Source organism: Micromonospora sp. NPDC048905 (assembly GCF_040649655.1).
In the GTDB taxonomy this organism is placed as follows: Bacteria; Actinomycetota; Actinomycetes; order Mycobacteriales; family Micromonosporaceae; genus Micromonospora.
Window position 1 is genome coordinate 24,828 of the sequence record NZ_JBEZFV010000022.1, and the last position, 26,667, is coordinate 51,494.

At 70.3% G+C, this 26,667-nt stretch carries 29 protein-coding genes and 1 riboswitch; of the genes, 7 read left to right on the forward strand and 22 right to left on the reverse strand.

The genetic code is table 11. The features are described from left to right. Nucleotides 1–273: 273 nt before the first annotated feature. The gene (locus AB0C01_RS32855) at nucleotides 274–753 is read right to left on the reverse strand and encodes a hypothetical protein (protein ID WP_357572981.1); all 480 of its coding nucleotides are present in this window, start codon (nucleotides 751–753) and stop codon (nucleotides 274–276) included. Between the two features lie 159 nt (nucleotides 754–912). Between AB0C01_RS32855 and AB0C01_RS32860 the strand changes: the two genes are divergently transcribed. Then, nucleotides 913–1,692, forward strand: a complete 780-nt coding sequence (locus AB0C01_RS32860; RefSeq protein ID WP_357572982.1) for an alpha/beta hydrolase — start codon at nucleotides 913–915, stop codon at nucleotides 1,690–1,692. A 107-nt stretch (nucleotides 1,693–1,799) separates the two neighbouring features. Here AB0C01_RS32860 and AB0C01_RS32865 read toward each other — a convergent pair whose 3' ends face one another. The 6 genes from AB0C01_RS32865 to AB0C01_RS32890 all read right to left on the reverse strand — a co-directional run bounded on the left by AB0C01_RS32865 (nucleotide 1,800) and on the right by AB0C01_RS32890 (nucleotide 7,943). Continuing rightward, nucleotides 1,800–2,444, reverse strand: a complete 645-nt coding sequence (locus AB0C01_RS32865) for a response regulator transcription factor (RefSeq protein ID WP_357249241.1) — start codon at nucleotides 2,442–2,444, stop codon at nucleotides 1,800–1,802. Then, nucleotides 2,432–3,787, reverse strand: coding sequence for a sensor histidine kinase (locus AB0C01_RS32870; RefSeq protein ID WP_357572983.1), 1,356 nt, complete (start codon nucleotides 3,785–3,787; stop codon nucleotides 2,432–2,434). Before AB0C01_RS32870 ends, AB0C01_RS32865 begins: the two co-directional genes overlap by 13 nt. Before the next feature lie 346 nt (nucleotides 3,788–4,133). Next, nucleotides 4,134–5,081, reverse strand: a complete 948-nt coding sequence (locus tag AB0C01_RS32875) for an alpha/beta hydrolase (protein ID WP_357572984.1) — start codon at nucleotides 5,079–5,081, stop codon at nucleotides 4,134–4,136. A 118-nt stretch (nucleotides 5,082–5,199) separates the two neighbouring features. Continuing rightward, nucleotides 5,200–5,352: a hypothetical protein gene (locus tag AB0C01_RS32880; protein WP_357249233.1), complete on the reverse strand. Its 153-nt coding sequence runs from the start codon at nucleotides 5,350–5,352 to the stop codon at nucleotides 5,200–5,202. Nucleotides 5,353–5,586: 234 nt separating this feature from the next. Then, nucleotides 5,587–6,555: a hypothetical protein gene (locus AB0C01_RS32885; RefSeq protein ID WP_357572985.1), complete on the reverse strand. Its 969-nt coding sequence runs from the start codon at nucleotides 6,553–6,555 to the stop codon at nucleotides 5,587–5,589. 95 nt (nucleotides 6,556–6,650) lie between these two features. Next, nucleotides 6,651–7,943, reverse strand: coding sequence for an AAA family ATPase (locus AB0C01_RS32890; RefSeq protein ID WP_357572986.1), 1,293 nt, complete (start codon nucleotides 7,941–7,943; stop codon nucleotides 6,651–6,653). A 55-nt stretch (nucleotides 7,944–7,998) separates the two neighbouring features. Here AB0C01_RS32890 and AB0C01_RS32895 point away from each other — a divergent pair, with 55 nt between their 5' ends. Next, entirely contained in the window at nucleotides 7,999–9,000 is a 1,002-nt protein-coding gene (locus AB0C01_RS32895; protein WP_357249221.1) for a tyrosine-type recombinase/integrase, read from the forward strand. Nucleotides 9,001–9,009: 9 nt separating this feature from the next. On the opposite strand, the gene AB0C01_RS32900 is transcribed toward AB0C01_RS32895, so the two are convergent. Further along, nucleotides 9,010–9,810 carry an alpha/beta hydrolase gene (locus tag AB0C01_RS32900; protein ID WP_357572987.1) on the reverse strand — a complete coding sequence of 267 codons (801 nt, stop codon included), beginning with the start codon at nucleotides 9,808–9,810 and terminating at the stop codon, nucleotides 9,010–9,012. Nucleotides 9,811–9,872: 62 nt separating this feature from the next. Next, a complete protein-coding gene (locus AB0C01_RS32905; RefSeq protein ID WP_357572988.1) occupies nucleotides 9,873–10,652 on the reverse strand; it encodes an endonuclease/exonuclease/phosphatase family protein in 780 nt (259 codons plus the stop codon). Between the two features lie 184 nt (nucleotides 10,653–10,836). Here AB0C01_RS32905 and AB0C01_RS32910 point away from each other — a divergent pair, with 184 nt between their 5' ends. Both AB0C01_RS32910 and AB0C01_RS32915 read left to right on the forward strand, forming a co-directional pair. After that, nucleotides 10,837–11,610, forward strand: a complete 774-nt coding sequence (locus tag AB0C01_RS32910; protein WP_357249214.1) for a TSUP family transporter — start codon at nucleotides 10,837–10,839, stop codon at nucleotides 11,608–11,610. Continuing rightward, nucleotides 11,595–12,392 carry a GNAT family N-acetyltransferase gene (locus AB0C01_RS32915; RefSeq protein ID WP_357572989.1) on the forward strand — a complete coding sequence of 266 codons (798 nt, stop codon included), beginning with the start codon at nucleotides 11,595–11,597 and terminating at the stop codon, nucleotides 12,390–12,392. Before AB0C01_RS32910 ends, AB0C01_RS32915 begins: the two co-directional genes overlap by 16 nt. Nucleotides 12,393–12,397: 5 nt before the next feature. On the opposite strand, the gene AB0C01_RS32920 is transcribed toward AB0C01_RS32915, so the two are convergent. After that, entirely contained in the window at nucleotides 12,398–12,907 is a 510-nt protein-coding gene (locus tag AB0C01_RS32920; protein WP_357572990.1) for a peptide deformylase, read from the reverse strand. 10 nt (nucleotides 12,908–12,917) lie between these two features. Continuing rightward, nucleotides 12,918–14,159 carry a chorismate-binding protein gene (locus tag AB0C01_RS32925; protein ID WP_357572991.1) on the reverse strand — a complete coding sequence of 414 codons (1,242 nt, stop codon included), beginning with the start codon at nucleotides 14,157–14,159 and terminating at the stop codon, nucleotides 12,918–12,920. 123 nt (nucleotides 14,160–14,282) lie between these two features. On the opposite strand from AB0C01_RS32925, the gene AB0C01_RS32930 reads away from it, so the two are divergent. Further along, nucleotides 14,283–14,483: a DUF5999 family protein gene (locus AB0C01_RS32930; RefSeq protein ID WP_137780771.1), complete on the forward strand. Its 201-nt coding sequence runs from the start codon at nucleotides 14,283–14,285 to the stop codon at nucleotides 14,481–14,483. Nucleotides 14,484–14,632: 149 nt separating this feature from the next. Here AB0C01_RS32930 and gcvP read toward each other — a convergent pair whose 3' ends face one another. From gcvP to AB0C01_RS32945, 3 genes are all read right to left on the reverse strand, one after another. After that, a complete protein-coding gene (gcvP, locus tag AB0C01_RS32935; RefSeq protein ID WP_357572992.1) occupies nucleotides 14,633–17,455 on the reverse strand; it encodes an aminomethyl-transferring glycine dehydrogenase in 2,823 nt (940 codons plus the stop codon). Nucleotides 17,456–17,526: 71 nt separating this feature from the next. Beyond that, a riboswitch (glycine riboswitch) is annotated at nucleotides 17,527–17,625 on the reverse strand. 61 nt (nucleotides 17,626–17,686) lie between these two features. Next, nucleotides 17,687–18,535, reverse strand: coding sequence for an NAD-dependent protein deacetylase (locus tag AB0C01_RS32940; protein WP_357572993.1), 849 nt, complete (start codon nucleotides 18,533–18,535; stop codon nucleotides 17,687–17,689). Between the two features lie 136 nt (nucleotides 18,536–18,671). Further along, a complete protein-coding gene (locus tag AB0C01_RS32945) occupies nucleotides 18,672–19,739 on the reverse strand; it encodes a MerR family transcriptional regulator (protein ID WP_357573009.1) in 1,068 nt (355 codons plus the stop codon). A 144-nt stretch (nucleotides 19,740–19,883) separates the two neighbouring features. Between AB0C01_RS32945 and AB0C01_RS32950 the strand changes: the two genes are divergently transcribed. Continuing rightward, the gene (locus AB0C01_RS32950) at nucleotides 19,884–20,540 is read left to right on the forward strand and encodes an NAD(P)H-binding protein (RefSeq protein ID WP_357572994.1); all 657 of its coding nucleotides are present in this window, start codon (nucleotides 19,884–19,886) and stop codon (nucleotides 20,538–20,540) included. Nucleotides 20,541–20,571: 31 nt separating this feature from the next. Next, complete coding sequence (locus tag AB0C01_RS32955; protein WP_357249194.1) at nucleotides 20,572–20,850, forward strand: DUF1905 domain-containing protein; 279 nt, start codon at nucleotides 20,572–20,574, stop codon at nucleotides 20,848–20,850. A 33-nt stretch (nucleotides 20,851–20,883) separates the two neighbouring features. Here AB0C01_RS32955 and AB0C01_RS32960 read toward each other — a convergent pair whose 3' ends face one another. From AB0C01_RS32960 to gcvH, 8 genes are all read right to left on the reverse strand, one after another. Then, nucleotides 20,884–21,579 carry a cell division protein DivIVA gene (locus tag AB0C01_RS32960; RefSeq protein ID WP_357249191.1) on the reverse strand — a complete coding sequence of 232 codons (696 nt, stop codon included), beginning with the start codon at nucleotides 21,577–21,579 and terminating at the stop codon, nucleotides 20,884–20,886. Next, the gene (locus AB0C01_RS32965; RefSeq protein ID WP_357249188.1) at nucleotides 21,576–22,757 is read right to left on the reverse strand and encodes a globin domain-containing protein; all 1,182 of its coding nucleotides are present in this window, start codon (nucleotides 22,755–22,757) and stop codon (nucleotides 21,576–21,578) included. Before AB0C01_RS32965 ends, AB0C01_RS32960 begins: the two co-directional genes overlap by 4 nt. A gap of 2 nt (nucleotides 22,758–22,759) precedes the next feature. Beyond that, nucleotides 22,760–23,158 carry a group 1 truncated hemoglobin gene (locus AB0C01_RS32970; RefSeq protein WP_357572995.1) on the reverse strand — a complete coding sequence of 133 codons (399 nt, stop codon included), beginning with the start codon at nucleotides 23,156–23,158 and terminating at the stop codon, nucleotides 22,760–22,762. Between the two features lie 245 nt (nucleotides 23,159–23,403). Then, on the reverse strand, nucleotides 23,404–24,000 hold the full coding sequence (locus AB0C01_RS32975) for a MerR family transcriptional regulator (protein WP_357249182.1): 597 nt from the start codon (nucleotides 23,998–24,000) through the stop codon (nucleotides 23,404–23,406). 187 nt (nucleotides 24,001–24,187) lie between these two features. Next, nucleotides 24,188–24,652, reverse strand: coding sequence for a bifunctional nuclease family protein (locus AB0C01_RS32980; protein ID WP_030327706.1), 465 nt, complete (start codon nucleotides 24,650–24,652; stop codon nucleotides 24,188–24,190). Nucleotides 24,653–24,837: 185 nt separating this feature from the next. Then, complete coding sequence (locus AB0C01_RS32985; protein WP_357249179.1) at nucleotides 24,838–25,539, reverse strand: MerR family transcriptional regulator; 702 nt, start codon at nucleotides 25,537–25,539, stop codon at nucleotides 24,838–24,840. A 50-nt stretch (nucleotides 25,540–25,589) separates the two neighbouring features. Continuing rightward, the gene (locus AB0C01_RS32990; protein ID WP_007071101.1) at nucleotides 25,590–26,042 is read right to left on the reverse strand and encodes an FHA domain-containing protein; all 453 of its coding nucleotides are present in this window, start codon (nucleotides 26,040–26,042) and stop codon (nucleotides 25,590–25,592) included. A 215-nt stretch (nucleotides 26,043–26,257) separates the two neighbouring features. Further along, entirely contained in the window at nucleotides 26,258–26,638 is a 381-nt protein-coding gene (gene gcvH / locus AB0C01_RS32995; protein WP_355031815.1) for a glycine cleavage system protein GcvH, read from the reverse strand. Between the last annotated feature and the right edge of the window lie 29 nt (nucleotides 26,639–26,667).

The following is a 26,667-nucleotide window of genomic DNA, read 5'->3' on the forward strand; positions in this document are numbered from 1 at the left end:
CCCGCTCCCGGAATTCCCCCGCGAACGGCGCACGTGAGGTCGGCGACAGCGACGGCGCTTACCCTGAAGAAGGGTTACAGCCCAGATGACGGTTTGCAGCCCCGATGTGACGCGGGTAACGCCCCGCCGGACCTGATCGACTGACGCCGACCACCCCGACCTCACCGGAACGGGGGAGCCAGGCACCCGCACCACAGGTGCCGCGACATCGAGGCGTACCCCGTCTCGCGCTGTTCGTGGGCGCCGACCGACACGGCCCGGCGCCCACGACGGTCAGCGACCGCAGACCGTGTCCAACGCCGTCAACAACGGGTCGAGATCCGGCGCCTCGACCTGGGTGGCCTTCGGGCCGGCGAGGTGCTTCTCAACCCCGGTGGCCAGGGTCTCCAACGCGGCGCGCACCTGCGGGTCGGCAGCGGTCGGCGCCGCCTTCCGCAGATCCGCCAGAAGCGCCGTGTAGTGACCACGGACCTTCGCGCCCGCCTCCTTGGCACTGACCGGCTTGTCGATGGCGGCGATCGCATCGTCGGCCATCGCCACGTAGTGCTTCTTGACCACCGCGAGAGTGCTGGCACAGACCTGCTTGCTGTTCGCCGCCACGTCGACGGTCGGGCTGGGCGCTGCGCTCACCGAAGTCGCTGCGCTCGCCGACGGACTGGCATCCGCCGCGCTCTCCTTCGTGGCAGGCTGGCAACCTGCCACGAGACCAGCGGTCGCGACCAGGCCCAGCACGACACGGACAGACGTACTCATCAAGGTGTTCCCCCGTGGTGATACACGATTCCGCCGGTCACATGTGCACACGCGCCGGCCCAGAGCGCACCACTGTAGAGACCGCACCACGCCCGCGCACGCCCGTTTGTAGGCTGGTGCCGCGTCTCCTGCCCACCACCACACGCGAGGACTGCCGCCATGAACCTGGCGTACGACCGATCACCGGGCACCGGCCCGGACGTGGTGTGCCTGCCCATGTTCAGCATGAGCCGCGCCGCCACGGCCACCGCCTTCGGCCCCGCCTTCGCCGGCGCCGACCTGCGGGAGACCTACCTGGACCTGCCCGGCCACGGAGACACCCCCGCGACCTGCGCACCCACGTCCCAGGCGGTACTGGACAGCGTGTGCGCCTGGCTCGACGACCACGTCGACGCACCGGTCCTGCTGGCCGGCGCCTCCTACGGCGCGTACCTGGCCGCCGGCATCGCCCGTCAACGACCCGACCTCGTCCGCGGCCTGCTCCTCGTCTGTCCCGGTGTCACCATCGCCCGCGACACGCGGACCCTGCCCGACGAGCCACCGCTCGACGCACCCACCGGCTGGCTCGACGACGCACCCGCCGCCCTGCGCGCGCACCTCGACGCGGCCCTGGGCCAGCGCACCCCAGCCGTCGCCGCGACGGTGCTCGCGGCAATGGAATCCGGCGGCCCCGGCGACGCGACGTTCCTACAGAAGCTGCAGTCCGGTCCCGACTACGCGCTGCCCGACGAGACCGCGGAGGTCATCTTCGACGGCCCGGTCACCGTGCTCACCGGCCGCCAGGACCGCGTCGTCGGCTACGCCGACCAGTTCCGCGCGATGCACCGCTACCCACGGGGCACCTTCACCGTGGTCGACGCCGCCGGACACTACCTGCCGTACGAGCAGGCCTCGGTGCTGCGATCGCACACCCAGGAGTGGCTGCGCCGCGCCCCGTAGCACCTCGCCAGACTGACGACGTGCCGCCACGGCTTGCACATCGCCCACCGGCCCTTGTTGCTCGGCAGTCCCTCGGTCGCACCCATGGTGGGGCAGAGGTCAAGGACTCAGCCTTCCAGGTAGGCGAGTACCGCCAGGATGCGGCGGTTGTCGTCCTCGGAGGGCTTGAGACCGAGCTTGGTGAAGATGTTGTTGCTGTGGTTGCTGACGGTTTTCTCGGTGACGAACATCCGGGCGGCGATCGCAGCGTTCGAGCGGCCCTGCGCCATCAGCGTGAGGACCTCATGCTCGCGTGGGCTCAGCTCCAGAAGCTTAGGGTCGGAGGAGCGGTGGGTGAGGAGCGCACTCACCACGTCGGGGTCCATAACGGTGCTGCCGGTAGCGACCTGCCGGACACTGGCGACGAATTGGTCGACGTCCGTAACCCGGTCCTTCAACAGGTAGCCCACCGCGCCCGCGCGATCCGACATCAGCTCCCTGGCGTAGACCTGCTCGACATACTGCGAGAGCACCATGATGGGCAGCCCTGGAATCTGGCGGCGGGCCTCGATCGCGGAACGCAGCCCCTCGTCGGTGAAGGTCGGCGGCAACCGCACGTCGACGATGGCGACGTCGGGGCGGTGCGTCGTCAGCGACCGGATCAGCGCGGGGCCGTTGTCAACGGCTTCCACGACCTCGAATGCATTGGCCCGCAGGATCCTGATCAGGCCCTCGCGGAGCAGGGCGAGGTCCTCGGCTATCACAATACGCACGGCAGCGACATCCTCACCTCGGTAGGTCCGCCCGGCGGGCTGTCAACGGTCAGCGTGCCGTCGAAGGCCGCCAGGCGACGGACGATGCCACGCAGGCCCGTGCCGGAATCGATCGAAGCACCCCCACGGCCGTCGTCGGACACCAGCATCGTCAGTTCCCCGCCAGCGCCGCCCCGGTCGGGTGCGAACTCCACGGTGATCCGGATCCGCCGGGCCTGGGCGTGCTTGATGGCGTTCGACAAGGCCTCGGCGACGGCGAAGTAGGCCGCGGACTCGATCGGGGCCGGCAGCCGTCCGGGTAGGCGGGTCACCACCGTGGTCGGAATCGGATTGACCAGGGCCAAGGCCTTGAGGGCGCCGTCCAGGCCACGGTCGGCCAGTACCGGCGGATGGATGCCTCGTACCAACTCGCGCAGCTCGGTGAGGGCGCTGGAGGTCGACTCTCGGGCCTCGGCCAGCAACTGCTGGACGGCCTTCGGATCGTTGGGCAATAACTGTTCGGCCAAGCCCAGGCTCATACCCAGCGACACCAGCCGGGCCTGCGCGCCGTCGTGCAGGTCGCGTTCGATTCGGCGCAGTTCACCGGCCTGGGTGTCGACGGTCTCAGCGCGCGAGGTCGCCAACTGTTGGACGCGGGCCCGCAGGCGCGCCTGTTCGGTGGGGCCGAGCAGAGCGCGGATCACCCGAGCGTTGAGGTTCGCGAGGCGCACCGCGGTGACGTACCAGAGCAGAAGGAAAACCAGACCGAGCGGTACCAGCCCGAACGACTGCGCGACGCTGCGCAGCCGGAAGCCCTCGCCCAACGGAGTGCGGAACACCTGAGAAGGCGTCAGCTGATAGATGAGCGGATAGGCCAGGTACACGACCCCGCAGACGAAGAACAGCAGCGACAGTCCGCAACTCAACCAAATGGTGATCGAGTTGACCACCAACCAGATCCAGTCCCGCCACGTCGCCGGGTCGCGCAGGATCGTCCAGAGCCGCACCGGCCACCCAGCGTCCGGCGTCGGCTGATAGGGCCGGGCGGGCACCGGTTCGCCGAGCCGGTCGGCGGCCCACTGGCGATGCAGGTCGGCAAACCAGCGCACCAGTACGGTCGCGAGCAGGGTCAGTGGGATTCCGACGCCAAGCGCGACGATCGATATCGAGGTGATCCAGAGTGTGGCCAGCACGGCACCTAGGACCGCGCCCAACAGCAACACCAACGACCAACCCAGCAGGCTCATCCGCTGGGCCAGCGCGGAGCGCGGAACCGGACCGCTGCGAGGGACGCGACCCGACCCGGAGCCCTCCCGCGAGGGCGAGGAGTCGCCGGACAGGGCGGTTCCGCTGTTATCGGTCATCTCACTCCCTCATCGCGCATCGTGCCGAACCGCCGGCTGGTGATTCATGTTGGCCGGCGATCCGCACATCCCCACGGTCGGTGTTCCCCCACGTCGCGTGGGATCCAGCGACCATGGTGTCCGTCCGTGGTCCACGGAGGCTCGCAGCACCGATCGACGGCGCGATCGATCGACATCCGCACACACGCTACCCATCGTGTACGCAGTTCCGGCCCGCTCCCCGAATCTCGACCACCACCCGACCGTCATCGGGATCCGGGCCGTGTGGCCTGTCGCGCTCGCCTACGGCGCTGCCCCGCTCATCGGCAGAGGCTCGCGGTCCTGACAGCCGTCGACCCGATGGCCTCTACTTGACGGTGGCGGTCATCTGTTCGATTTCCTTGAGCACCAGGGCGGGCTTGTCCTGGGGAACGTCGTGCGAGCTTCCCTCGGCGATGACGAGTGTGCGGTGGGGCCCCGCCTTGGTGAACGCCGCTGCCGCGTCGCGCCAGGCCCGAACATCCTGCGGAGATCCGTCGAAGGGCGTCTTGTCCGACACGATATAGATGACGGGAACTCCCTCGGGCCAGGAGACCTTGTGGTACGCCTGGTGCGTGGGACCGAAGTTGTCGGCCGTGGCGATGAGCTGGCGGTTCGCCTTCGTCGACGGCGCCTTCTTGAGCTCTTCGATCTGCGGCGTGGTTAGCGCGACGAGGCGTTGGGTCTGGGTGTCGGTGAAGAATTGCGGCACGTTGGCATCGATGAGCACCGCCCCGGACACAACGCCGGGGTTCGCGAGGACGAAGTAGTGGGCCACCTCTCCTGCCTGCGAGTGGCCCGCGAGGACCACGTTCTGGGTGACGCCGAGTTCACGCAGACCGGCCTGCAGGTCGGAGGCGGCGGCCTTGGGGTCCCATGGGCCCTTCACCTCCTCGCTGGCGCCCAGACCGGCCCGGTCGTAGGTGATGATCTGCGATCCGGTGGCCTGCGACAGCTGCGGCACCAGGGCATCCCAGTACGAGGAGTCCTCGCCACCGCCGGCGTCCAGCACGATGGTGGGAGAACCTCCGGGCGTGACGTGGAAAGCAAGCTGATGCCCGTTGTTGGCGATCATGTGCAAGCCCGCTGCGGGGGCCGCACCTGCCGGGCCGGCCGCGCTTGTCGGGGTCGAGGGAACCGTGGCTACCGAACTGGCCGTGGGCGCGGCGTTCGGCGCCGCCGAGTCACCACACCCGGCGACTGCCGCTATCACGGCGACGGGAACGACGAGGGCCAGGGCAGCCCGATGGAACCGGGAAATCTTCTGCGTGGTCATGGAGATGAGCTTTCACGGTTCCTGGACCTTGCTCGATCCTGCTACCTCCCAGTCGGGTTGGGAGTTACCCCCACCCTCGCCCAGGGGCACATAAGCGGTTGGCCGCCAGGTAGCCGCCCTAGATGTCCCGGCCGGGGGCCACGATGAGCGGCTGCCGCTCCCGCCGCACCTTGGGGGAGCGCAGCACATCCGCGACGGCGACGATCTCTCGGTCGCTGTTCCGGATCTCCACCCCGATAGCCGTGGATCGGGCGAGCAGCCGACGGCGCACGCGATGTTCTCGCAAAGCTTGGTGACGGCCCCGATCGTGAACTTCGGGCCGAGGACCACCACTTAGCGGGTGAAGGTCGGGACGCGCTGGAAGCCCGCTCGGCGCGAGGATTCGGCCTCGCTGCGGTCACACATCCAGGAGTGGCTGCGCCAGCAGTCCATTCGATAATGCACATTATGTAAAATGAACCAGGTTGAGGGTCCCCTGGGGTGCTCGACTAGCCACCTCCGGGCATCAGGAGGCCAACAGGTCGAAGTGCATGCCCGCAAGGAAGAGGAAGAGTGCCGCCCAACGGAACACGTGACCCGGCCGGGCAATGCCGATCACCCAGGCGAAGAGGCGCAAGATCCGGGCGCAGCCGGAGCGCCAAGCCGCCAGCAAGGACCCGCTGAGACGCCAATCGTCCATCGGCGACACGCCGAGGGGAACGCTCACGAGCAAGACGACGAGCATGACGGGTACGGATATCCATCCACTGAGCGTCGTGGAGAGCAGGGCCGTGATCACGGCTGCGTTGACAGCTACCGCTGCCACCAACCCGATTAGTCCGACGGTGGTGCTGCGCGCCTGAAACTGGTGGGCAACCTCGGCCGACCATCCCCGCTCACCTGGACCGAGCTGCTCGCCAAGGAAGCTGTCGATGCGATCGCGGACGTGCCACTGGAGGTTCGCGCCGCGCCAACCTTCCTCGGCAGCCTCGGCATGCACCCTGCTCAGAAGGTCGGCCACGTCGACGTCGCCGACCAGGTTTGCCGTCTCCTCGGAAACGGTGAGGCTAGGCGTGGCTCGTAGCGACGAGGTGTCGAGAGTCTTGCCTCCTCGAGCCGCCAGGTATTTCTGGTCCACGACGCACCTGGCGAGCTCTTCACGAACGCCGAACACCTTGGCACGGTGCCTTTCTATTGGCGCCCGGCGATTGAGATCGCGCCCTCTGCGGTCGAGTTGGGCCGCAGATCGCCCCAGCCGCTTCAGATCGATCAGGTCGAGTATCACGACGAGTCCAGCCACAAGCTGGATGCCCTTGCCCACACGACTCCAGCACAGCATCGGCCACCACCACAGGCGCATGTCCATGGTGGACTCGCCCGACCACCAGGCCGCCCATACCGCGCCGAGACTCGTGGTGATCAGCGACACGACGTAGGTCAGGACGAGGAGGAGAAATCCGGCCCACACCAGCTTCCGGCGAGAGGTAGCGGCCACCCGGTCATGGTAGCGAGATGCCGCACCACGACTGGCGCCTCAAGGCACCGCCACGAGGTGGAACCGAGTCCGCTGCGCCGGCTGTGGTGCCGTCTCTAGTCGCGGGTCAGGCCCGGCGGGCAGGCGTCCTCGTCGGGTCGGACGAGGCGCGCGTTGACCAGCGGACTGCGGCGCAGGGCCGCGAGCACGGGCGCGCTACCGCCGACGTCGGTCCAGGTGTCGTCCCAGAGGGCGGAGACGAGCCAGGACCGATCCGCCGGGAAGAAGAGGTCGGGCAGCGCTCCGGCGCCGCGCAGGTGACCGGTCCGCCAGGTGAGCGCCTGCTCGGGTCCGGCTTCGACAAGCACGTAGGACCAGCCTCCATAGAGGGAGACCTTCGCCGCGTACGGGAAGACGATGTCGTGGGCGCCGGTGTCGAGGTAGCCCAGCCACCAGGGCTGGTCCGGGGTGGCCGCGGCCAGTTCACGGACCACGGCGTGTTCGTGGGTCTGGAGGCTGACGCCGCCGGGCGGATGGAACGTGGCGTACGCGGCGAAGACCGGCGGGATCGCCGCGGTGACCGAGAGCCCTGGTGTGGTGTGGCCGGCGATCCAGCCGACGTCGCTGGCCGTGCCGATCCGCCAGGTCCGCCCGTCGCTGGTGCGTACGGAGTCCACGCTTGTCGCCGGGCCGCGATCGTCGTGACCGTCGGAGACGGCGCCTGGCACCGCTGCTGGATCCCCGTCGGCCCGCCACTGGTGCCGCTGCGGGCAGGCCCGCCCGGTGTGGTCGTCGCGCTCGGTGTAGGTGATCGGCAGGCGGGGCTGACCGCAGGTGGGGCAGTTCGCGCCTGGCGACGTCACGTCGGCCACGATACGTGCCTCTCGATCACCGGGACCCGCTTCCACAGCGGTCCGGCCGGGACGTCCACCAGATGGTGTCCGTACTCTTCGTACACCTGTCTGTGCACGCGCGCGAAGGTCAGCGATTCGGCGTAGCTGATCTGGCGTGCGGGTGTGTCGGATGAAGCCCAGCGGGCTGATCATGAACACCAGCCGCTGGTAGGTCCGCAGCCGCGTGATCCGGTCGAGTTCGGTGCGCAGCGCGGGGCCTGCCGGTCTGCGCTGGTAGCGGGCCAGCGCCAGGGTGCACAGTGGTGACCGGTCGTGCAGTTGCACCGGCCCATGCCTGTCGACGTCGGCCTGGCGGCGGTGCTGGAGGGCGGCGACCGCGTCGAGGAATCCGGGCTCGTTCCACGGCTCGGCGTGGCCCTGCGCCTGGCGCTCGGCGATGACGTCGGTGGCCGCCTCCCGCACGGTGACGTGCCCCCGGTGGCGCAGTGCTTCCAGCAGGGTCGTCTTGCCGGCGCCGGGTGCTCCGGTCAGGACGTACCGCCTGGGTTCGGGCATCGCTCCCCCTCCTCCCCTCTTCCCGGTAACACGAAAATGCTGCATAATATCCCTTATGCATGACAAAAAGGACGAATCGCTCGGGGTGCTGATCGAGGAGTTCCTGACCGCCCGAGCCACCCGCAAGCCCTCCCCCCACACCCTGGCGGCGTACCGGCGGGACCTGCACACGGTGGGCGAGCTGATCGCTGAGGACGCCGCCACTCCCCTCCCCCTGGACGACCTGTCGATCACCGACCTCTCCCCCCGGGTGATGCGGGCGGCCTTCGCGCGGTTCGCCGCTCCCCGGGCGGCCGCGTCGGTGCACCGCGCCTGGTCCACCTGGAACAGTTTCTTCACGTTCCTGGTGGCCGAGGGGCTGCTGGCGGGCAACCCGATGCCGGCGGTCGGACGACCTCGGGCGCTACTCCCCCAGCCCAAGCCGCTGCGGGGCACGGACACCCCCGAGGTGCTGCTCGCGTCGGTCGCCCGCGACGACGGTCGGCAGCGCGACCCGTGGCCGGAGCGCGACGTGGCGGTGCTGGCGGTGGCGTTGTGCGCCGGGCTGCGCCTGTCGGAGTTGCTGGCGCTGCGGGTCGGGTCGCTGGCGGGTCGGCCGGGCGAGCGGCGTATCGAGGTGGCGGGCAAGGGCGGGCGACCGCGGGTGGTGCCGATCGAGGCCGATCTGGACCGGGTGGTGGCCGACTATCTGGACAGTCGGCGGCGGCGTTTCGGGGGGCGGTCGGTGCGCCCCGACTCGGCGTTGCTGGTGGATCGTCACGGTGAGCCGCTGCGTCGTGGTGGGCTGCAGTATCTGGTGGAGTCGTGTTATCGGCGGGCGGGTATCGGGGACCGGGTGCCGCGGGGGGCGCGGTTGCACGCGTTGCGGCACACGTTCGCGACCCGGCTGGCCGAGGACGGGGCGAGCGCCGCGGAGATCATGCGGTTGTTGGGGCACGCGTCGTTGGCGTCGTCGCAGACGTACATCGAGGTGACGGCCGGGCAGCAGCGCGACGCGGTGCGGGCCAACCGCACCAACCGGGTGTTGGCGTCGTTGGTGGCGGTGGACCGGGGTTGAGCGCGCCGGTCAGCGGGCGTGTCGTAGCGCCCAGTCGAGGGCGTGGTCGGCGATCTGCTCCCAGCCGTGCTGGGCGGGCAGCAGGTGGGCGTATCCCTCGAAGAGTTCGACCTCGGTGATGGTGTCGCCCTGGTAGTGCGCGGCGTTGGCGTGTTGCACGCTGGGCGGCATGATGTGGTCTTCGGAGCCGGAGATGAACAGCAGCGGGGCGCGCCGCTGGTTGTGGTAGTCGACGGCGATGTCCTGCGGGCCGGGCAGCAGGTTGGCCAGGACGCCGTCCCAGAGGATGCCGCCGGCGGCGGGGATGGCGTAGCGCTCGTAGAGGGCGCGGGCGGTGCGCTCGTCGAAGGTGTTGGTGAACGCGTAGTTCCACTGGTCGAAGGTGAAGCCGACGGCCCGGTGCCGGTTGGCGGGGTTGCGGAGCACCGGGAAGGTGGAGCGCAGCTGCGAGAAGGGGGTCACCGTGACGCCTTCGGTGGGTGCGGAGTTGAGCACGACCGCCGAGGCGCCGTAGCCGCGGTCGAGGAGCACCTGGGTGAACGCTCCGCCGGCGGAGTGGCCGATGATGATCGGTGGCGTGGGCAGTGCGTCGAGCACCGCGCACAGGTGGGTGATGATCTGCGGCGCGGTGAGTGTCTCCAGGGGGCTCGGGTCGGCGTTGATCGCCTCGACCTCGGCTTCCAACCCGGGGTAGGTGGGGGTGAGGACCCGTAGGCCCTTGTCCTGGTAGTGGGTGACCCAGTGTTCCCAGCTGCGGGGGGTGACCCAGAAACCATGGATGAGCACGATGGTGTCGGGTGTGTCGCTCATGGTCAGCTCCGTGGCGGCGGTGGTTTCCAACCTACGCACTGTCGGGCGGGTGGCCGGCGGGTTCAGCCGAGGTCGACGAGCAGGGGTCGGTGGTCGGAGATGGTGGACGCCGGTGTGGTGACGGCGCGTACCGGTGGGAGTTGGTCGAGGGCGTGCCGGTCGGCGAGGACGTGGTCGAGTTGGACGCGGGGCTGCCCGGCGGGGTAGGTGGGGCGGCGGCCCAGGGGGTGCCAGCCGGAGATGAGCCGGGCCGCGCCGGCGGGCAGGTTGAGGTCGCCGAGCAGGACGCGGGGGCCGGGTAGTGCGCGCAGGGCGCGCACGGTCTGGCGCAGTTGGCGGGCGTTCCAGCCGGGCACGAAGGACAGGTGGGTCGCGGCGACGGTGAGGGGGCCGTGGGGGGTGTCCAGGACGGCGGCGAGCACGACGCGGGGTTCGTCGTGGAGGAGGATGAGGCCGCCGCCGGGGCCGGGCACGTAGATCGGGGAGCGTACGGGGGCTGGTGTGAGGCGGGTGATGTGCCAGCTGCGGACGGGGTGGCGGCTGATCAGGCCGATGCCGTAGCAGGGTTCGCCGTGTCCGTCGTCCTCGTGGCGGAGGGGGCGGAAGTGTTCGCCGGGGGTGCCGACGACGGCGGCGGCGAAGCGGTGGTGGGGTGCGTCGAGGGCGTGGGCGGCGATGGTGGTGAGGTCGAGTTTGCCGCTGCGGTGTTGGTCGCGGTCGACCTCCTGCAGGGCGAGCACGTCGGCGTCGAGGGCGCCGATGGCGGCGGTGAGGCGGTCGGAGTTGACGAGCCCGTCGGTCAGGGATCGTCCGTGCAGCAGGTTGAAGGTGGCCAGGCGCACTTCTGCACCATACGTGGCCGTGGCATGGTGGCCGGGTGCTGAAGCTGTTGGTGTGTTCTGTGCTGGTGTTCGTGGCGGTTGGCGCGTTGGGGGTGTGGTTGCGGCGTTCCCGGGGTCGCTGACCAGGTGAGGCTTGCCACTCGGGTGGCGTTCGGGGCGGGGGTGATGGGGAGAATTGCCGCCCGTGGACGCCGTGTCTTTGAGTACTTTGCTGGCCGCCGCCGCGATGGCCGGGTGGGTCGACGCCGTGGTCGGTGGTGGTGGGTTGTTGCTGCTGCCGGCATTGCTGGTCGCCGCGCCGGGGTTGCCGCTGGCCACCGCGTTGGGGACGAACAAGTTGGCGGCGATCTTCGGTACGGCCACGGCGGCGGCGACGTACGCGCGGCGGACCGCGGTGGACTGGCGGGTGGTGGCGCCGGCGGCGGGGCTGGCGGTGGTGAGTGCGGGCGTGGGCGCGGCGTTGGCCGGGGCGGTGCCGGCGTCGGCGTACCGGCCGGTGGTGTTGGTTGTCCTGGTGGCGGTGGCGGTGTTCGTGCTGGTGCGTCCCCGGTTGGGGGTGGTGGCGTTGCCGCAGCGGCGGACTCCGGTGCGGGTGGTGGCGGTGATCGCGGTGGCCGGGGTGGGTATCGCGCTGTACGACGGGTTGATCGGTCCGGGTACGGGGACGTTCCTGGTGTTGGCGTTCACCGCGCTGGTCGGCGCGGATTTCGTGCACGGTTCGGCGATGGCGAAGGTCGTCAACGCGGGGACGAATCTGGGTGCGTTGGTGGTGTTCGGGGTGACCGGGCACGTGTGGTGGTTGCTGGGGGCGGCGATGGCGGTGTGCAACATCGCCGGGGCGGTGCTGGGGGCGCGGATGGCGTTGCGTCGTGGTTCGGGGTTCGTGCGGGTGGTGTTGTTGGTGGTGGTGGTGGCGTTGGTCGCGAAGTTGGGTCACGACCAGTGGGTGGCGCGCTGATGGTGGTGCGGGCCGAGCACGACCGTGCGGTGTTGGCGCGGTTGTTGGGGCGTGACCCGGTGTTGCACGCCTACCAGTTGGGTGATCTGGACGATTTCTTCTGGCCGTACACGTCGTGGTTCCGTCGGGGTGAGCAGGTCGCGTTGCTGTATCACGGCGTCGATGTGCCGACGTTGTTGGCGTTCGCCGCGCCGGGGGACGTGGAGGCGCTTGCGGTGTTGCTGGCGGAGTTGGCGCCGGTGCTGCCGGCCCGGCTGTACGCGCACCTGTCCCCCGGGCTGGTCGGTGCGCTGGCCGGGTCGTTTCGGTGGGAGTCCGGTGGCCGGCATCACCGGATGGCGTTGACCGACGAGGCGCGGTTGGACGCGGTGGTGGCGGCGGGGGTGGTGCTCGGCGAGGCTGACCTGCCGCAGGTGCGGGAGTTGTACGCGCTGGCGTATCCCGGCAACTGGTTTGACGAGCGGATGCTGCGGACCGGGCAGTACCTGGGGATCTACGACGGCGGGGCGCTGGTGGCGGTGGCCGGGGTGCACGTGTTCTCGCCGACGTACCGGGTGGCGGCGTTGGGTAACGTCACGACGCATCCGCGGTGGCGGGGGCGGGGGTTGGGCGCGTCGGTGGTGGCGGCGTTGTGTGCGCGTCTGCGGGAGACCGTCGCGCACGTGACGCTCAACGTGAAGGCCGACAATGTGGCGGCGGTGCGTCCGTATGAGCGGGTGGGTTTCGCCCGGGTCGCGGACTACGACGAGTGGATGTTGACGGCTCGGACGGCTGGGCGGTGAGCGTTTCAGCCGCGGCGGCTGGGTGAGTCGAAGCGGCCGGCGCGGATCTCGCGCAGGGCGCGGCGGCGGGTGTCGCCGCGCAGGGTGTCGACGTAGAGGGTGCCGCGCAGGTGGTCGGTTTCGTGTTGCAGGGCGCGGGCGAGGAATCCGCTGCCGGCGATGGTCAACGGTTCGCCGTGTTGGTCGACGCCGTGGGCGGTGGCGTGCAGGGCCCGGACGGTCGGGAAGTAGAGACCGGGGATGGACAGGCAGCCTTCGTCGTCGTCCTGGAGGTCGTCGGAGAGTTCCAGGGTGGGGTTGATGAGGTGGCCGCGGTGCCCGTCGGCGTCGTAGACGAACACCTGGGCGCTGACGCCGATCTGTGGTGCGGCGACGCCGGCGCGGCCGGGGGCGCCGAGGAGGGTGTCCATCAGGTCGGTGACGAGGGCCCGCAGCTCGGCGTCGAAGGTGGTGACCGGTTCGCATCCGGTGCGCAGGACGGGGTCGCCGATGATCCGGATGGGCCGCATGGTCATGGGGGGCAGTTTATCGCCGGTGCGGGTGGGTTCGGTGTCCGGCCAGGGTGGCGCGGATCGGGGCGGTTTTCGCGGCGGCTTCGGCGACCTCGGCGTGTGGGTCGCTGTCCCAGGTGATGCCGCCGCCGGCCCAGGTGTGCAGCAGTTCGGTGTCGGCGGCGGCGGTGCGGATGGTCAGGCCGAGGTCGATGCGGCCGGGGGCGACCCAGCCCAGTGCGCCCATGCTGGCGCCGCGGCCGACGGGTTCGAGGGTGTTGATCTGGGTGAGGGCGGCGTGTTTGGGTGCGCCGGTGACGGAGCCGCCGGGGCAGGTGGCGCGCAGCAGGTCGGCGAGGCCGAGGCCGTCGGCGGCGGTGGCGCGCACTGTCGATTCGGCCTGCCACAGGTCGCACCAGCGGCGTACGGCGAACAGGTCGTCGACGGTGACGGTGCCGGTGCGGGCGATGCGGGCGAGGTCGTTGCGTTCCAGGTCGACGATCATGATGTGTTCGGCGCGTTCCTTGGCGCTGGCGAGCAGTTCGGCGCGGCCGGCGGGGGTGGCTGGGCGGGTGCCTTTGATGGGTCGGGTGATCAGGTGTCCGTCGGTGACCTCGATGAGGGTTTCCGGGGAGGCGCAGCCGATGGCCCAGCCGTCGCCGGTGAGGACGCCGCCGTAGCGGGCGCCGGGGAGCGCGCCGAGGCGTTTCAGGGCGGGTAGGGGGTCGCCGGTGTAGGGGGCGGCGGCGTGTCCGACGAGGTTGGTCTGGTAGACGTCGCCGCGGCCGATGGCGGCGCGGACGCACGTGACGGCGTCGGCGTGTTGGTGGGGGGTCCAGCTGTCGGTCCATGGGCCGAGCCACCAGGGGGTGGGTGCGGTTGGTGGGGTGGTTCGGGTGGGGCCGTGGTCGTAGACGACGACGGTGAGGTCGGGCAGGGTGGGCGCGGGCTCGGGGGCGGTGGTGGGTGCGCCGGCCAGGTGCGCGCCGGCGGCGGCGGACAGGTAGAGCGCGGCGCCGCAGGGGCCGGTGTGGTGATGGGTGGGGGTGGGTCGGGTCAGGTCGTGCAGGGGCAGGCCGTGTGCGGCGAGGAATTCCTCGGCGAGGGCGGCGGGGTCGCCGCCGTCGCGGCGGTGCCATTGCAGGCGGGCGCGTTCGGTGAGCGTGTGGCGGCAGGCGGTGGGTGCCGCGGGGACATCGACCAACCCAGCCGGGCCGCTGGACGCGGCGTACACCTGTGGGAGCGTTTCCACGCCGTATGGTCCGACCTTCCTCATCCGTTCAGTGGATTTCGTGTGCGCCGGGCCGGCACCTGCTCGATGCTGGACACTTTCGCTTGGTACTGTGCGTCACTGGTCATGTGAACCATGACACAGTGCCCCCACAGTCCGGAGACCCTGATGTGCCAGCACCAACCGACCTGCCCCTCCGCTGAAGCCACCGACCGGGAAGCCGCACGGGTCCTCGCCTGCTTCCGTGAGCAGGGCTGGAGCCTGCTCTGCAACGGTGTGATCGTCTTCGAGGACACCGGCGAGTTGCTTCCCGACGGCAGCAGCATCGCGCCGCACCGCGGTCCCGCCCGCCACGCCCTCGCGGCCTGATCGACCACCCAGCGTTACCGTTTAGCCGCCGTCGGCCAGGCTAGTCCCCCGGTACGGGACGTCTCCGCCCAGGTCGCAGCGGCTGCCGGGGCAGGCCGTAACCGCCCGCCCCGGCGCGCCGCCGTCAGTCTCGACCGGCTGCGGCGTTGTCAGTCCTCGAACGCCTCCGGCGACGGGCACGAGCAGACCAGGTTCCGGTCGCCGTACGCGCCGTCGATGCGCCGCACCGGCGGCCAGTACTTCCCGGCCCGGTCCACCCCGGCCGGGTACGCGCCCACCGACCGCGGGTACGCGTGCGCCCAGTCGTCGCCGCTGACCATCGCCGCGGTGTGCGGCGCGTTGGCCAGGGGGTTGTCCCCCGCCGGCCACTGCCCCGACGCGACCTGCTCGATCTCCGCCCGGATCGCGATCATCGCGTCGCAGAACCGGTCCAGCTCGGCCAGGTCCTCACTCTCGGTCGGCTCCACCATCAGCGTCCCCGCCACCGGGAACGACATGGTGGGCGCGTGGAAGCCGTAGTCGATCAACCGCTTCGCGACGTCGTCGACGCTCACGCCGGTCGCCTTCGTCAACGGTCGCAGGTCGAGGATGCACTCGTGGGCGACCAGGCCCTTGTTGCCGGCGTACAGCACCGGGAAGTGCCCCCGCAGCCTCGCCGCCACGTAGTTCGCGGCGAGGACCGCCACGCCGGTGGCCCGGGTCAGGCCCTGCGCGCCCATCATCCGCAGGTACGCCCACGGGATCGGCAGGATGCCCGCCGACCCGTACTTCGCCGCCGAGATCGCCGGCGTGGAGTCCGCGTGCGCGCCCAGCGGGTCGCCGGGCAGGAACGGCGCCAGGTGCGCGCGCACCGCCACCGGACCGACACCGGGGCCGCCGCCGCCGTGCGGGATGCAGAACGTCTTGTGCAGGTTCAGGTGCGACACGTCCGCGCCGAACTTACCGGGCTTCGCGAACCCGACCAGGGCGTTGAGGTTCGCCCCGTCGACGTACACCTGACCGCCGGCGTCGTGGACCTTCGCGCACAGCGACGCGATGCCCGTCTCGTACACCCCGTGCGTCGACGGGTACGTCACCATGATCCCGGCGAGCGCGTCGCGGTGCTTGTCGATCTTCGCGTCCAGGTCGACGAGGTCGACGTTGCCGTCGTCGTCGCAGGCCACCACGACGACCCGCATGCCGGCCATCACCGCCGACGCCGCGTTCGTGCCGTGCGCCGACGACGGGATCAGACACACGTCGCGGTGCGACTCACCGCGCGAGGCGTGGTAGGAGCGGATCGCCAGCAACCCGGCCAGCTCACCCTGCGACCCGGCGTTGGGTTGCACGCTCACCGCGTCGTAGCCGGTCACCTCGGCCAGCCACGACTCCAGCTGACCGATCATCTCCCGGTACCCGACGGTCTGCGCGTCCGGCGCGAACGGGTGGATGTTCGCGAACTCGGCCCAGCTGACCGGCTCCATCTCGGTGGTGGCGTTCAGCTTCATCGTGCACGACCCGAGCGGGATCATGCCCCGGTCCAGGGCGTAGTCGAAGTCCGACAGGCGCCGCAGGTAGCGCAGCATCGCCGTCTCCGAGTGGTGGCTGCGGAACACCGGGTGGGTGAGGAAGTCAGTCGTGCGACGAAACTCGACCGGCAGGTCCGCCACGCCAGCTCCGTCGAAGTGGGGCACCCCGAACGCCTCCCACACCTGCGCCAGGTGCGCGTCGGTGGTCGTCTCGTCGCACGACACCCCCACCCGGTCGGCGTCGACCAGCCGCAGGTTCACACCCCGCTGCGCGGCCGCCGCGACGACCCGCGCCGCGCCGCCCGGCACGGTCGCGGTGACGGTGTCGAAGAACGCGACGTCCGCGACGTCCACGCCACCGGCGCGCAACCCGGCCGCGAGCCGCGCCGCCATGGCATGGGTACGCGTCGCGATGTCCCGCAGCCCGTCCGGACCGTGGTAGACGGCGTACATGCCGGCCATCACCGCGAGCAGCACCTGCGCGGTGCAGATGTTGCTCGTCGCCTTCTCCCGCCGGATGTGCTGCTCGCGGGTCTGCAACGCCAACCGGTACGCCGGGTTGCCGTCCGCGTCGCGGGACACCCCGACCAGGCGCCCGGGCAGCATCCGCTCCAGGCCCGCGCGCACCGCCAGGTAACCGGCGTGCGGCCCCCCGAAGCCCATCGGTACGCCGAAACGCTGGGTGGTGCCGGCGGCGATGTCCGCGCCGATCTCCCCCGGTGCCCGCAGCAGCGTCAACGCCAACAGGTCCGCCGCCACCGTGACGAGCGCGCCGACACCGTGCGCGGCCTCGACCAGCGCCGCGTGGTCACGGACCGCCCCGGACGCCCCCGGGTACTGCAGGTGCAGGCCGAAGAACTCCGCCGGCACCTCGTCGCGCTCCACGTCGACGACCCGCACCTCGATGCCCAGCGGCTCGGCCCGGCTGGTGATGACCGCGATGGTCTGCGGCAACGCGTCGGCGTCCACGACGTACACCCGGCTCTTGCTCTTGGACGCCCGCCGGGCGAGGGTCATCGCCTCCGCGGCGGCGGTGCCCTCGTCGAGCATGGAGGCGTTCGCGGTGGTCAGGCCGGTCAGGTCGGTGACCATGGTCTGGAAGTTCAGCAGCGCCTCCAGGCGGCCCTGGCTGATCTCCGGCTGGTACGGCGTGTACGCCGTGTACCAGGCCGGGTCCTCCAGCACGTTACGGCGGATCACCGCCGGGGTGTGCGTGCCGTGGTACCCCAACCCGATCATGGACACGGCGACGGTGTTACGGGCCGCGAGGGCCCGCAGCTCGGCGATCGCCTCGGCCTCGGTGGCCGGGTCGGGCAGGTCCAGGGTGCCGTGCCAGCGGATCACCTCGGGGATCGCGGCGTCCATTAGCTCGTCGATCGAGCCGTGGCCGACGACCTCCAACATCCGACGCTCATCGTCGGGGCCGGGACCGATGTGACGGGTGGCGAACTGCTCTACGGTCATAGGGGCACTCCCGGGGCGAGGTCGACGTGTCGGCCTCCCCCTCTGTCGCACCCGGGGGGCGCTCCACAGTGCCTGCCCACGAGGTCCTTTTGCCTGAGAGGTTCCGGGGAGGATTTGCCCCTTCGGCGCCGCCCTGCGTGCTGTCGGGCGGTCTCTCCCACGTGGGTGTTACCGGCACGGACAACGCTACCAGCGCCGGTGTTTCCGGCAGATGTCCTCCCCCGGCGGTGCTCAGACCCCGACCGTCGCCGCGTCGCCGGCGACCCGGGCGGCCAACTCCGGCAGCAACGCGCCCAACGGGGCGTCGACACACACGCTGGCGTGCCCGTCGCCCCGGGTCGGACCCTGGTTCACGATCGCCACCGGGATGCCCCGTTTCGCCGCCCGAATCACGAAACGTCGCCCGGACATCACCGTCAACGACGACCCCAGCACCAGCACCGACCGGGCCCGCTCCACGGCCGCGAAGCAGCGCGCCACCCGCTGCGGCGGCACCGTCTCCCCGAAGAACACCACGTCCGGTTTCAGCATCCCGGTGCCGCAGATCGCACAGTCCACCGTCCGGAACGCCGCCACCTGCTCGTCGGGGAGATCAACGTCACCGTCCGGGTTCACCGCGGCGACCCGCGCCACGAAGTCCGGGTTGGCCTCGCGCAACCGCCGGTCCAACTCCTCCCGGGAGGTCAGGTTGCCGCAGTCCAGGCAGATCACCTCGTCGAGGCGCCCATGCAACTCGATCACCGACGTGCTGCCGGCCGCACCGTGCAGACCGTCGACGTTCTGGGTGATCACCGTGTCGACCAGCCCGGCCCGTTGCAACCCGGCGACCGCCCGGTGCCCGGCGTTCGGCGCCGCACCCGCGATCAACCGCCACCCCAGGTGGCTACGCGCCCAGTAGCGCCGCCGGGCCAGCGGATCCCGGGTGAACGCCTGGAACGTCATCGGGGTGTGCCGCCGCGCCACCCCGCTGGGCCCCCGGTAATCCGGGATGCCCGACTCGGTGGACAGGCCCGCGCCGCTGAGCACCACCACCCCACCACCGGCCACCAGCGCGCGCACCGCCTCGAAGCTCTCCGTCACCCCTCCATGCTGCCTCACCCCACCCGCCGACGCCGAACCCCGGCCACCCGCACCGCACCGGGCGGTCGGGGGTTCGGCCCTCGCGCGGGGCGCTGGCGGCTGGGCGCGGCACCGACCGTCAGCGGCTGTCGCGTTCCTACCCGGCGACGACGTCGGCGACGACGCAGGCGACGTTGTCCGGCGCCCCCGCCGCCTCAGCCAGACCGATCAGAGCCCGCACCGCCGGCCCGGGACCGGTCGCCGCGCCCAGCGTCGCGCACAGGTCGGCACGATCGACGACGGCGGACAGACCGTCGGAGCACAACAGGTAACGATCACCGGGCAGCGCGGTACGCAACGCGAGATCCGCCTCGACCTGCTGGCCGCCACCGAGGGCACGCACCAGCACGGCCCGCTGCGGATGCGCGGCGGCCTGTTCCCGGTCCAGGCGGCCCTGCTCCACCTGAGCCCGCACCCAGGTGTGATCCTGGGTGAGCAGCGACAACTCACCGCCGCGCAGGAGATACGCCCGGGTGTCCCCCACGTGCACCACGGCCAGGTGGGAGCCACCGAACAGCACCGCGGTCAGCGTGGTGACCGGCTGGTACTCGTCGGTCGCCAACGCGCGCACCGTGCGCTCGGCGTCGGTGACCGCCCCAGCGAGCACCGTCAGCAGATCGCCCGCCGCGACGTCGGCCAGCCCCAACGGTCGCAGCGCGTCGATGGCGGCAGCGCTGGCGGCGGCGCCGCCCGGTCCTCGCATCCCGTCGGCGACGGCCAGCAACCGCCCGCCGGCGTACGCGGCGTCCTCGTTGCTGTCGCGCACGGCCCCGGCCACACAACCAGCGGCATGACGGACAGCAAGGGTGGGTGTCGCCTCAGACATGGTGGTGCCCCCCTCAGACAGGTGGTCCACGAGGACGGAGGCCAGCCGCGCCCGCGCCGCCGTGTCGGCGCTGACCTGCTGCCAGTACGCGGCGACCGCCTCAGCCGCCGCCGCCGGCGCCAAACCAGACACGGCGTGGATCTGCGCCAACGGCATCCCGATGCGGCGCAACTGCGCGATCAGGCGCGCCAACGGCACCTGCTCCGGGTCGTAGAGCCGGTACCCGGACTCGGGATCGACCGCGGCCGGCACCAACAGCCCCACCTGGTCGTACAGGCGCAGCGCCTTCGGCGTCAGCCTCGCCGCCCGCGCGAACGCCCCGATGGTCAACAACTCCACGACGGCATCCTCCTCGTACCGGTCACCGCGACCGGCACGCACCACCCTGGGGGTTACCCAAAGGTCAAGGTCAACCTCCGCCGGCCAGGACACCACCCCGTCGGCTCCCGGTGCCGCCACCACCACCGCCGGTAGGTTGGACCCATGCGCGTCGTCATCGCCGGAGGCCACGGCAGGATCGCCCTCCTCGTCCAGCGTCACCTCACCGGGCGCGGCGACACCGCCGTCGGCCTGATCCGCAACCCCCAGCAGGCCGCGACGCTACGCGCCGCCGGCGCCACCCCCGTCGTCTGCGACCTGGAACACGCCGACGTCACCGAGGTCGCCGCGCACCTGCACACCGCCGACGCGGTGATCTTCGCCGCGGGCGCCGGACCCGGCAGCGGCGCCGCCCGTAAGGACACCGTCGACCGGGCCGCCGCAGCGCTGCTCGCCGACGCCGCCACCCGCGCCGGTGTCCGCCGCTACCTGCTCGTCTCCTCCATGGGTGTCGACGACCCACCCGCCGCCGACACCGACGACGTGTGGGCGGCGTACCTGCGCGCCAAACGCGCCGCCGAGGACGACCTGCGGGGCCGCGACCTGGCCTGGACGGTGCTGCGGCCCGGCCGGCTCACCGACGACGACCCCACCGCACGGGTCACCCTCACCCCACACGCCGGGCGGGGCGCGATCAGCCGCGCCGACGTCGCCCACGTCCTCGTCGCCCTGCTCGACGCACCAGCCACCGCCGGCGCGACCCTCGAACTCGTCAGCGGACCCACCCCGATCGCCGACGCCATCCGAGCCGCCACCACCTGAACGCCCGCCGCGCCACCCCCGGAGGACAGCAATGGACCCGCAACCACTCGATCACCGCTTCACCGCGCCCATCGAGAAAGACGGCGCGTTCGCCACCTACGTGACCGTCCCCGACTCCGCGCAACTGCTCGGCACCCGCCGCGCCGTCAAGGTCACCGGCACCATCGACGGCCACCCGTTCAGCGCCACCCTCATGCCCTCCGGCACCGGCCCGCACTGGCTGCCCATCCGCGCCGCCCTCTGCAAGGCCATCGGCAAGAGCGACGCCGGCACCGAGGTGACCTTCCACCTCGCACAACGCCTCAGCTGAGCACCGGGTGGGGGCGCACCCCACCCGGTGCGCTCACCGCTGGTGGTGACGCGGCAACGCCGACTGACCCACCACACCGCCGACGAACGGCGCCCCCGGCGTCTCCGCCGCGATCCGATCCATCGTCCGCGCCAACTGCTCACTGCCATCATCGAGATGCCGCGCCGCCGCCTGCATGTGCGACACCATCATCTCCCCGAAGATCCGCAACGCCTCCCGGGTCGCCACCGTGTCGTCGAAGCTCGACCCCGCCGCGCTGCGATACTCCGCCACCGCCCGCTCCGCCTCCTGCTTCGCCTCCGCCTCCGCCGCGTGCAGGTAACTCTCGTACTGCACCCGGGCGTACTCGGCGACCCGCCGCGCGTAGTCGTGCGCCTGCGCGATGATCTGCTCCGCCTCCCGCTGCGCCGCGGACAGCAGATTCACCTCCCGCGCCGCCGGGGCCTTCCCCGCCGCCCCCGTGCTCGGGATCACCCCGTGCCGGTGCAGCTCCACCCGGTCGGTCAGCCGCTCGTTCTCCGCCCGCAACGTCGCGATCTGCGTCGCCAACACGTCCAACTCGTCGGCGATCTGCATCCGGAACCGGTCCACGTCGGCGTTGTCGTAACCACGCCGCGCGAACGACGCCGCCCCGAACTGCCACCGCCGCACCCGATCGGCGGTCATCCGCACCTGCACCGCGCCGGACACCTGCATCCCGTCGTACCGGCTGATCGGGGTCGCGCTCACCTGTGCCCACCTCCCGAAACGTCACCGACCGGCGACTGCTGCACCGCCGTACGCCACGCCGGGCCGTACCACTGCTCACCCAGGCCCTCGTGGTGCACCTGACCCGCGTGGAAACCCGCCTGCAGCAACGCCCGCACCGCGTACGACACCATCTCGTCCGACCCACACACGAACACGTGCCGGGAACGCCAGTCACCGTCGGCCAACGCCCGATCCACCGCGTGCGCGAACTCCCCGGGCCGGCTCACGTCGGCACCCACCACATAGGTCACCGTCAACCACGGATACGACGACGCCAACTTGTCGATCGCCTCACTGTCGTACAACTCACTGCGGGAACGGGCCCCCACGTACAGATCCACCCGCCGACGCGAACCCTCCGCCGCCACCTGCTCCACAAGCGCCTTCACCGGCGCCCAACCGGTCCCCGCGACCAGCAGCAACAGATCACTGGAGCCCGCCGACCACAACCCCAGCCGCTCCCCGACCGGCGCCGCCAGGTGGATCCGATCCCCCACCGCCGACCCGTAGACCAGCCGCGACGACACCGCGCCACCCGGCGCGGCCCGCACATGCAACTCCAGGGTGCCATCCGCCCGCGGCGCGTTCGCCGGCGAGTAGTACCGCCACGAACGCACCGACGGATGCGACACCCCGATCGACTGACCCGGAGTGAACGGCAGCAGATACTGCGGACGCACCGTCAACACGGCCACATCGAACGCCCGCCGCTCATGCGCCACGATCTCCGCCACCCACCACGGCGGGTTCACCGCCTCGGCGGCCTGAGCGGACTCCATCATCACCTGCGCCACCAACCCGTACGCGGCAGCCCAGTCCGCAGCCAACTCGTCGGTCCACTGCTCGGCGAGAAAATGCTGCAACGTCGCCAACAGCGCCTCACCGACGGCCGGGTAGTGCTCCGCGCGGACCGCGAACTTGCGGTGGTCCGCACCCAGGTCCTGCAGGAAACCCACCAACCGGTCCACCTGATCCACGTTGGACACGATGTGCCCCAACGCGGTCACCAGGCGGTCCCGCTGACCGGCCATGTTCGTGGGGAACATCTGCCGCGTCTCAGGATGAGCGAGGAACAACGTCGAATAGAAATAGAGCGGCACCTGGTCACCGTGCTCGGCGACCACCGACCAGCTCTGCTTGAGTTGGGCAGCGTCCACGCTCAGGCGCCCGACCGGTCTCCGGAGGCCACCACCTGGTCCTGCACCTGGCCCAGCACCGCCCGCACGTGGTCCAGGGTGTCCGCCGGCACATCCAACTCGGCCAGCGTCGCCAGGAGGTACTCGCCCACCTTCGCGTAGTGCTCCACCGGAATGTTCAACGGCTGGTGCGCCTCGGCCAACCCACGACCGGTGTACTCGTCCGGACCACCCAACACAGTGGTCAACATCAACGTCAGGTGCCGCCGCTGACCCACCATGTCCACGTCGGCGAAATAGCTCGCCGTGGTCGGGTCGGCCAACACCTTGTCGTAGAACAGCTCCACAGCCGCCTTGACCGAGCTGGCACCGCCAATACGGTCGTAGTGCGACTTGGGGGCAGCCTCTTCGGTAACCGTCACGGTCGTTCCTCCGGGGGGAAGGGTCGATAACCGTGACGGACCATAGCGTGTCAATCGTCTGGGGTCATTGCCCCCCTATCGCGTTCCCGACAATTGCCGGAAACGCAGCGTCACCACTACCGGCGGGTATCTCCACAGTGGGCAACGACAACACCACCCAGGGTGTCCACAGTGGAGCGAACTCACCCACCGCCGCCACCGACCGTCACCGACGGTCGCGAAAAAACCAACCGAAAAAACCGCGCTCAGCCAGCCCGCCGCCGCGCCCGCCGCGCCGCCAACTCGTCACCCACCGGATCCGAACCCGACGCCACCGCAGGCTCCACCGGAGCGCTCGTCGCCGGCTCCGCCGGCAGATGCGACAACGACCCCTGGATCTCCTTGAACGCCCCACCGATCGCGATCCCGAAGACGCCCTGGCCACCCTGCAACAGGTCGACCACCTCCTCCGGAGACCGACACTCGTACACCGTCGTCCCATCGGAGATCAACGTGATCCCGGCCAGATCCTCCACACCACGCGACCGCAACGCCTCAATCGCCTTGCGGATGTTCTGCAGGGACACCCCCGCATCCAACAACCGCTTCACGACCTTCAACACCACCAGGTCCCGGAACGAATACAACCGCTGCGTACCCGAACCCGAGGCGTCCCGCACACTCGGCACCACCAGCGCCGTCCGCGCCCAGTAATCCAACTGCCGGTAACTGATGCCCACCGCGTGGCAGGCCGTCACACCCCGGTAGCCGACCGAACCGTCACCCTCAGCCGCCACACCTGGCGACGAGGCACCCGACTCGTCGAACTCCGTGCCTGGATCGGGATCCCGCGGCTCGTGCATCCGGACAACCTCCCCCGTCAGTGTGGCGACGCGTCGTTTCCGGGACGCGCACCCCTCGACACGGCAACCCTATCGCCACCCTCAGGGGTTACCACGGAGGAACCGACACGACACGCCGCGCCGCCACCGAGAAAGATCACCAACCGCACCGGGGACCACCCACCCGGGAGCGAGCACACGGCCCACCTCAGCCCGCGAAGTCCTCCGGACGCACCTGCTCCAGGAACTCCCGGAACTTCTCCACCTCGTCCTCCTGCTCATCAGGAATGACGATCCCCGCCTCGCTGAGGACCTGCTCAGCACAACGAATCGGCGCACCGACCCGCAACGCCAACGCGATCGAATCGCTCGGACGCGCCGACACCCGCACCCCATCACCGATCAACAGATCCGCGTAGAACACGTTCTCCTTGAGCTCGGTGATCTCCACCGCCTGCAAGGGCGCCTTCAACGCCGCCAACACATCCCGCAGAAGATCATGCGTCAACGGTCGGGCCGGCTTGACCCCCTGCTGCTCATAAGCGATAGCCGTGGCCTCGACCGCGCCGATCCAGATCGGCAGATAGCGGTCACCCTCGACCTCCCTGAGCAGGACGATCGGCTGGTTGCTAGGCAGCTCCACCCGAACTCCGACCACGCTCAGCTCGCGCACCGCCGCCTCCGTGTCGTTGTCACCTACGCCGCACCGCGCCCTTCCCTGCACGGTACACGGACCGCGACACGGTCGTCCCGTGCGCTACCGCACCACGCCCGCGCCGGAAAGGGGTTACCCCGGCAAGCCTACGGCACGCTTCCCGGAAGAGATCTTTCCGCTCAGCCACCACCCACCGGGACCCCTCACCGACCCAACGTCGACCGCAAACCCACCCGCACCAACGCCGCGTGCAACTGCTCCGACAACGCGACCAACTCACGCGCCGTCTCCGCCGCCCGAGCCCGCGCCGCCGGATCGCTCTGCCGCGCCAACGGCGCCACCAACTGAGCGAACAAACCAACCTCGCGATCCGCCGCCGTCCGGTAACCCCGCAGATGCCGCGGCTCCAACCCGTACGACGCCAACCCCGCCACCGCCGAAGCGATGATCAACGCATCCCCGTCATACCACCCCGGCGGATCCGACACCAGCACACCGAGCCGCTCCAACTCCCCAAGCGTCGACTCGTCGATCCCACTCCGGGTCACCAGCTCCGCCCGGCCGAGCCGCACCTGCGACGACTCGGCCGGCTCCACCGACTCACGACCCGGCACCGCACCATCAGGACCAACCGCCACCAACGCCGGCCGCGACCGCCCCGGCTGCTCACCAGACGAATCCCACTGGGCCAACTGCTCACGGATCACCCGCAACGGCAGGTACTTGTCCCGCTGCGCGGTCAACACGAACCGCAACCGCGCCACATCGTCCCAGCTGTACTTCCGGTAACCCGCCGCCGTCCGCTGCGGCTCGACCAAACCCTCAGCCTCAAGAAACCGCAGCTTCGAAATCGTGGTGTCCGGGAAATCCACCCGCAACTGCCCAAGCACCTCACCGATGCTCATCAACGGCTCAGACCGAGCCGCCCCGGGTGACATGGAGGCCGCAGGCTCGTTCACCCCCGGCCGGCCTCCTCCTCCGGGCGCGGACCGGCGATGAACACCACCCGGAACTTACCGATCTGAACCTCGTCACCATTGCTCAACGTGGCCGCCTCAACCCGCTCACGATTCACGTACGTGCCATTCAGGCTACCCACGTCCCGCACCGTGAACGTCCCACCATCACGGTGGAACTCCGCGTGCCGACGCGACACCGTCACGTCATCGAGGAAGATGTCACTGTCCGGATGCCGGCCACTGGTCGTCACATCGTGGTCCAACAGGAACCGGGCACCCGCATTCGGACCTCGACGAACCACCAGCAGCGCCATACCCGGCGGCAACGAGCCGGACATCCGGCTCGGCACCACATCGGTGTCCGGCCCTTCCAGCACTTCGTCAAGCGAACCGAGATTGAGCGTCGAAGTGACGTCGAGCGGGGGGAACTCGTCGTCTGGCCGCGTCATGGGACCACCTCACGGATCTGTTCGGTCGGCGTCGGGTAATGGCGGGTCTGGCCGCCGGGCACGTGAACACCCGGCGGCTGGCTCCCCGTGCCCGGGAAGGCAATTCCACAACGCTCAACTATTTGGGTTCTCGGTCGACTGGGCGAGCCTAGCCAGCGCCGAAATGCAGGGCAACCGGACGCGCGCACACAACCCACGCACCGGATCACGCACACTCAGCCTTCGGTGATCTTCTGATAAGCCGCCGCCGTCAGCAACCCATCCGTCGCCGTCGGATCGTTCGGCGTGATCTCCACCAACCAACCCGCACCGTACGGATCAGTGTTGATCAGCTCCGGTGTGTCACCCAACGCCTCGTTGGGCGCCACCACCGTACCGGCGACCGGCGCGTAGATCTCCGACACACTCTTGGTCGACTCGATCTCGCCCAACGAATCACCGGCCGCTACCACCGCGCCCGCCTCGGGCAACTGCACGTACACGATGTCACCCAGCGCGTCCTGCGCGAAGTGCGTGATACCGACCCGGATCGAACCCGTGCCGTCACCCGCCACCCACTCATGCTCGGCGGTGTATCGCAGATCCTCAGGAATCACCAGACGCGTCCTTCATCCATCGGTGCCCC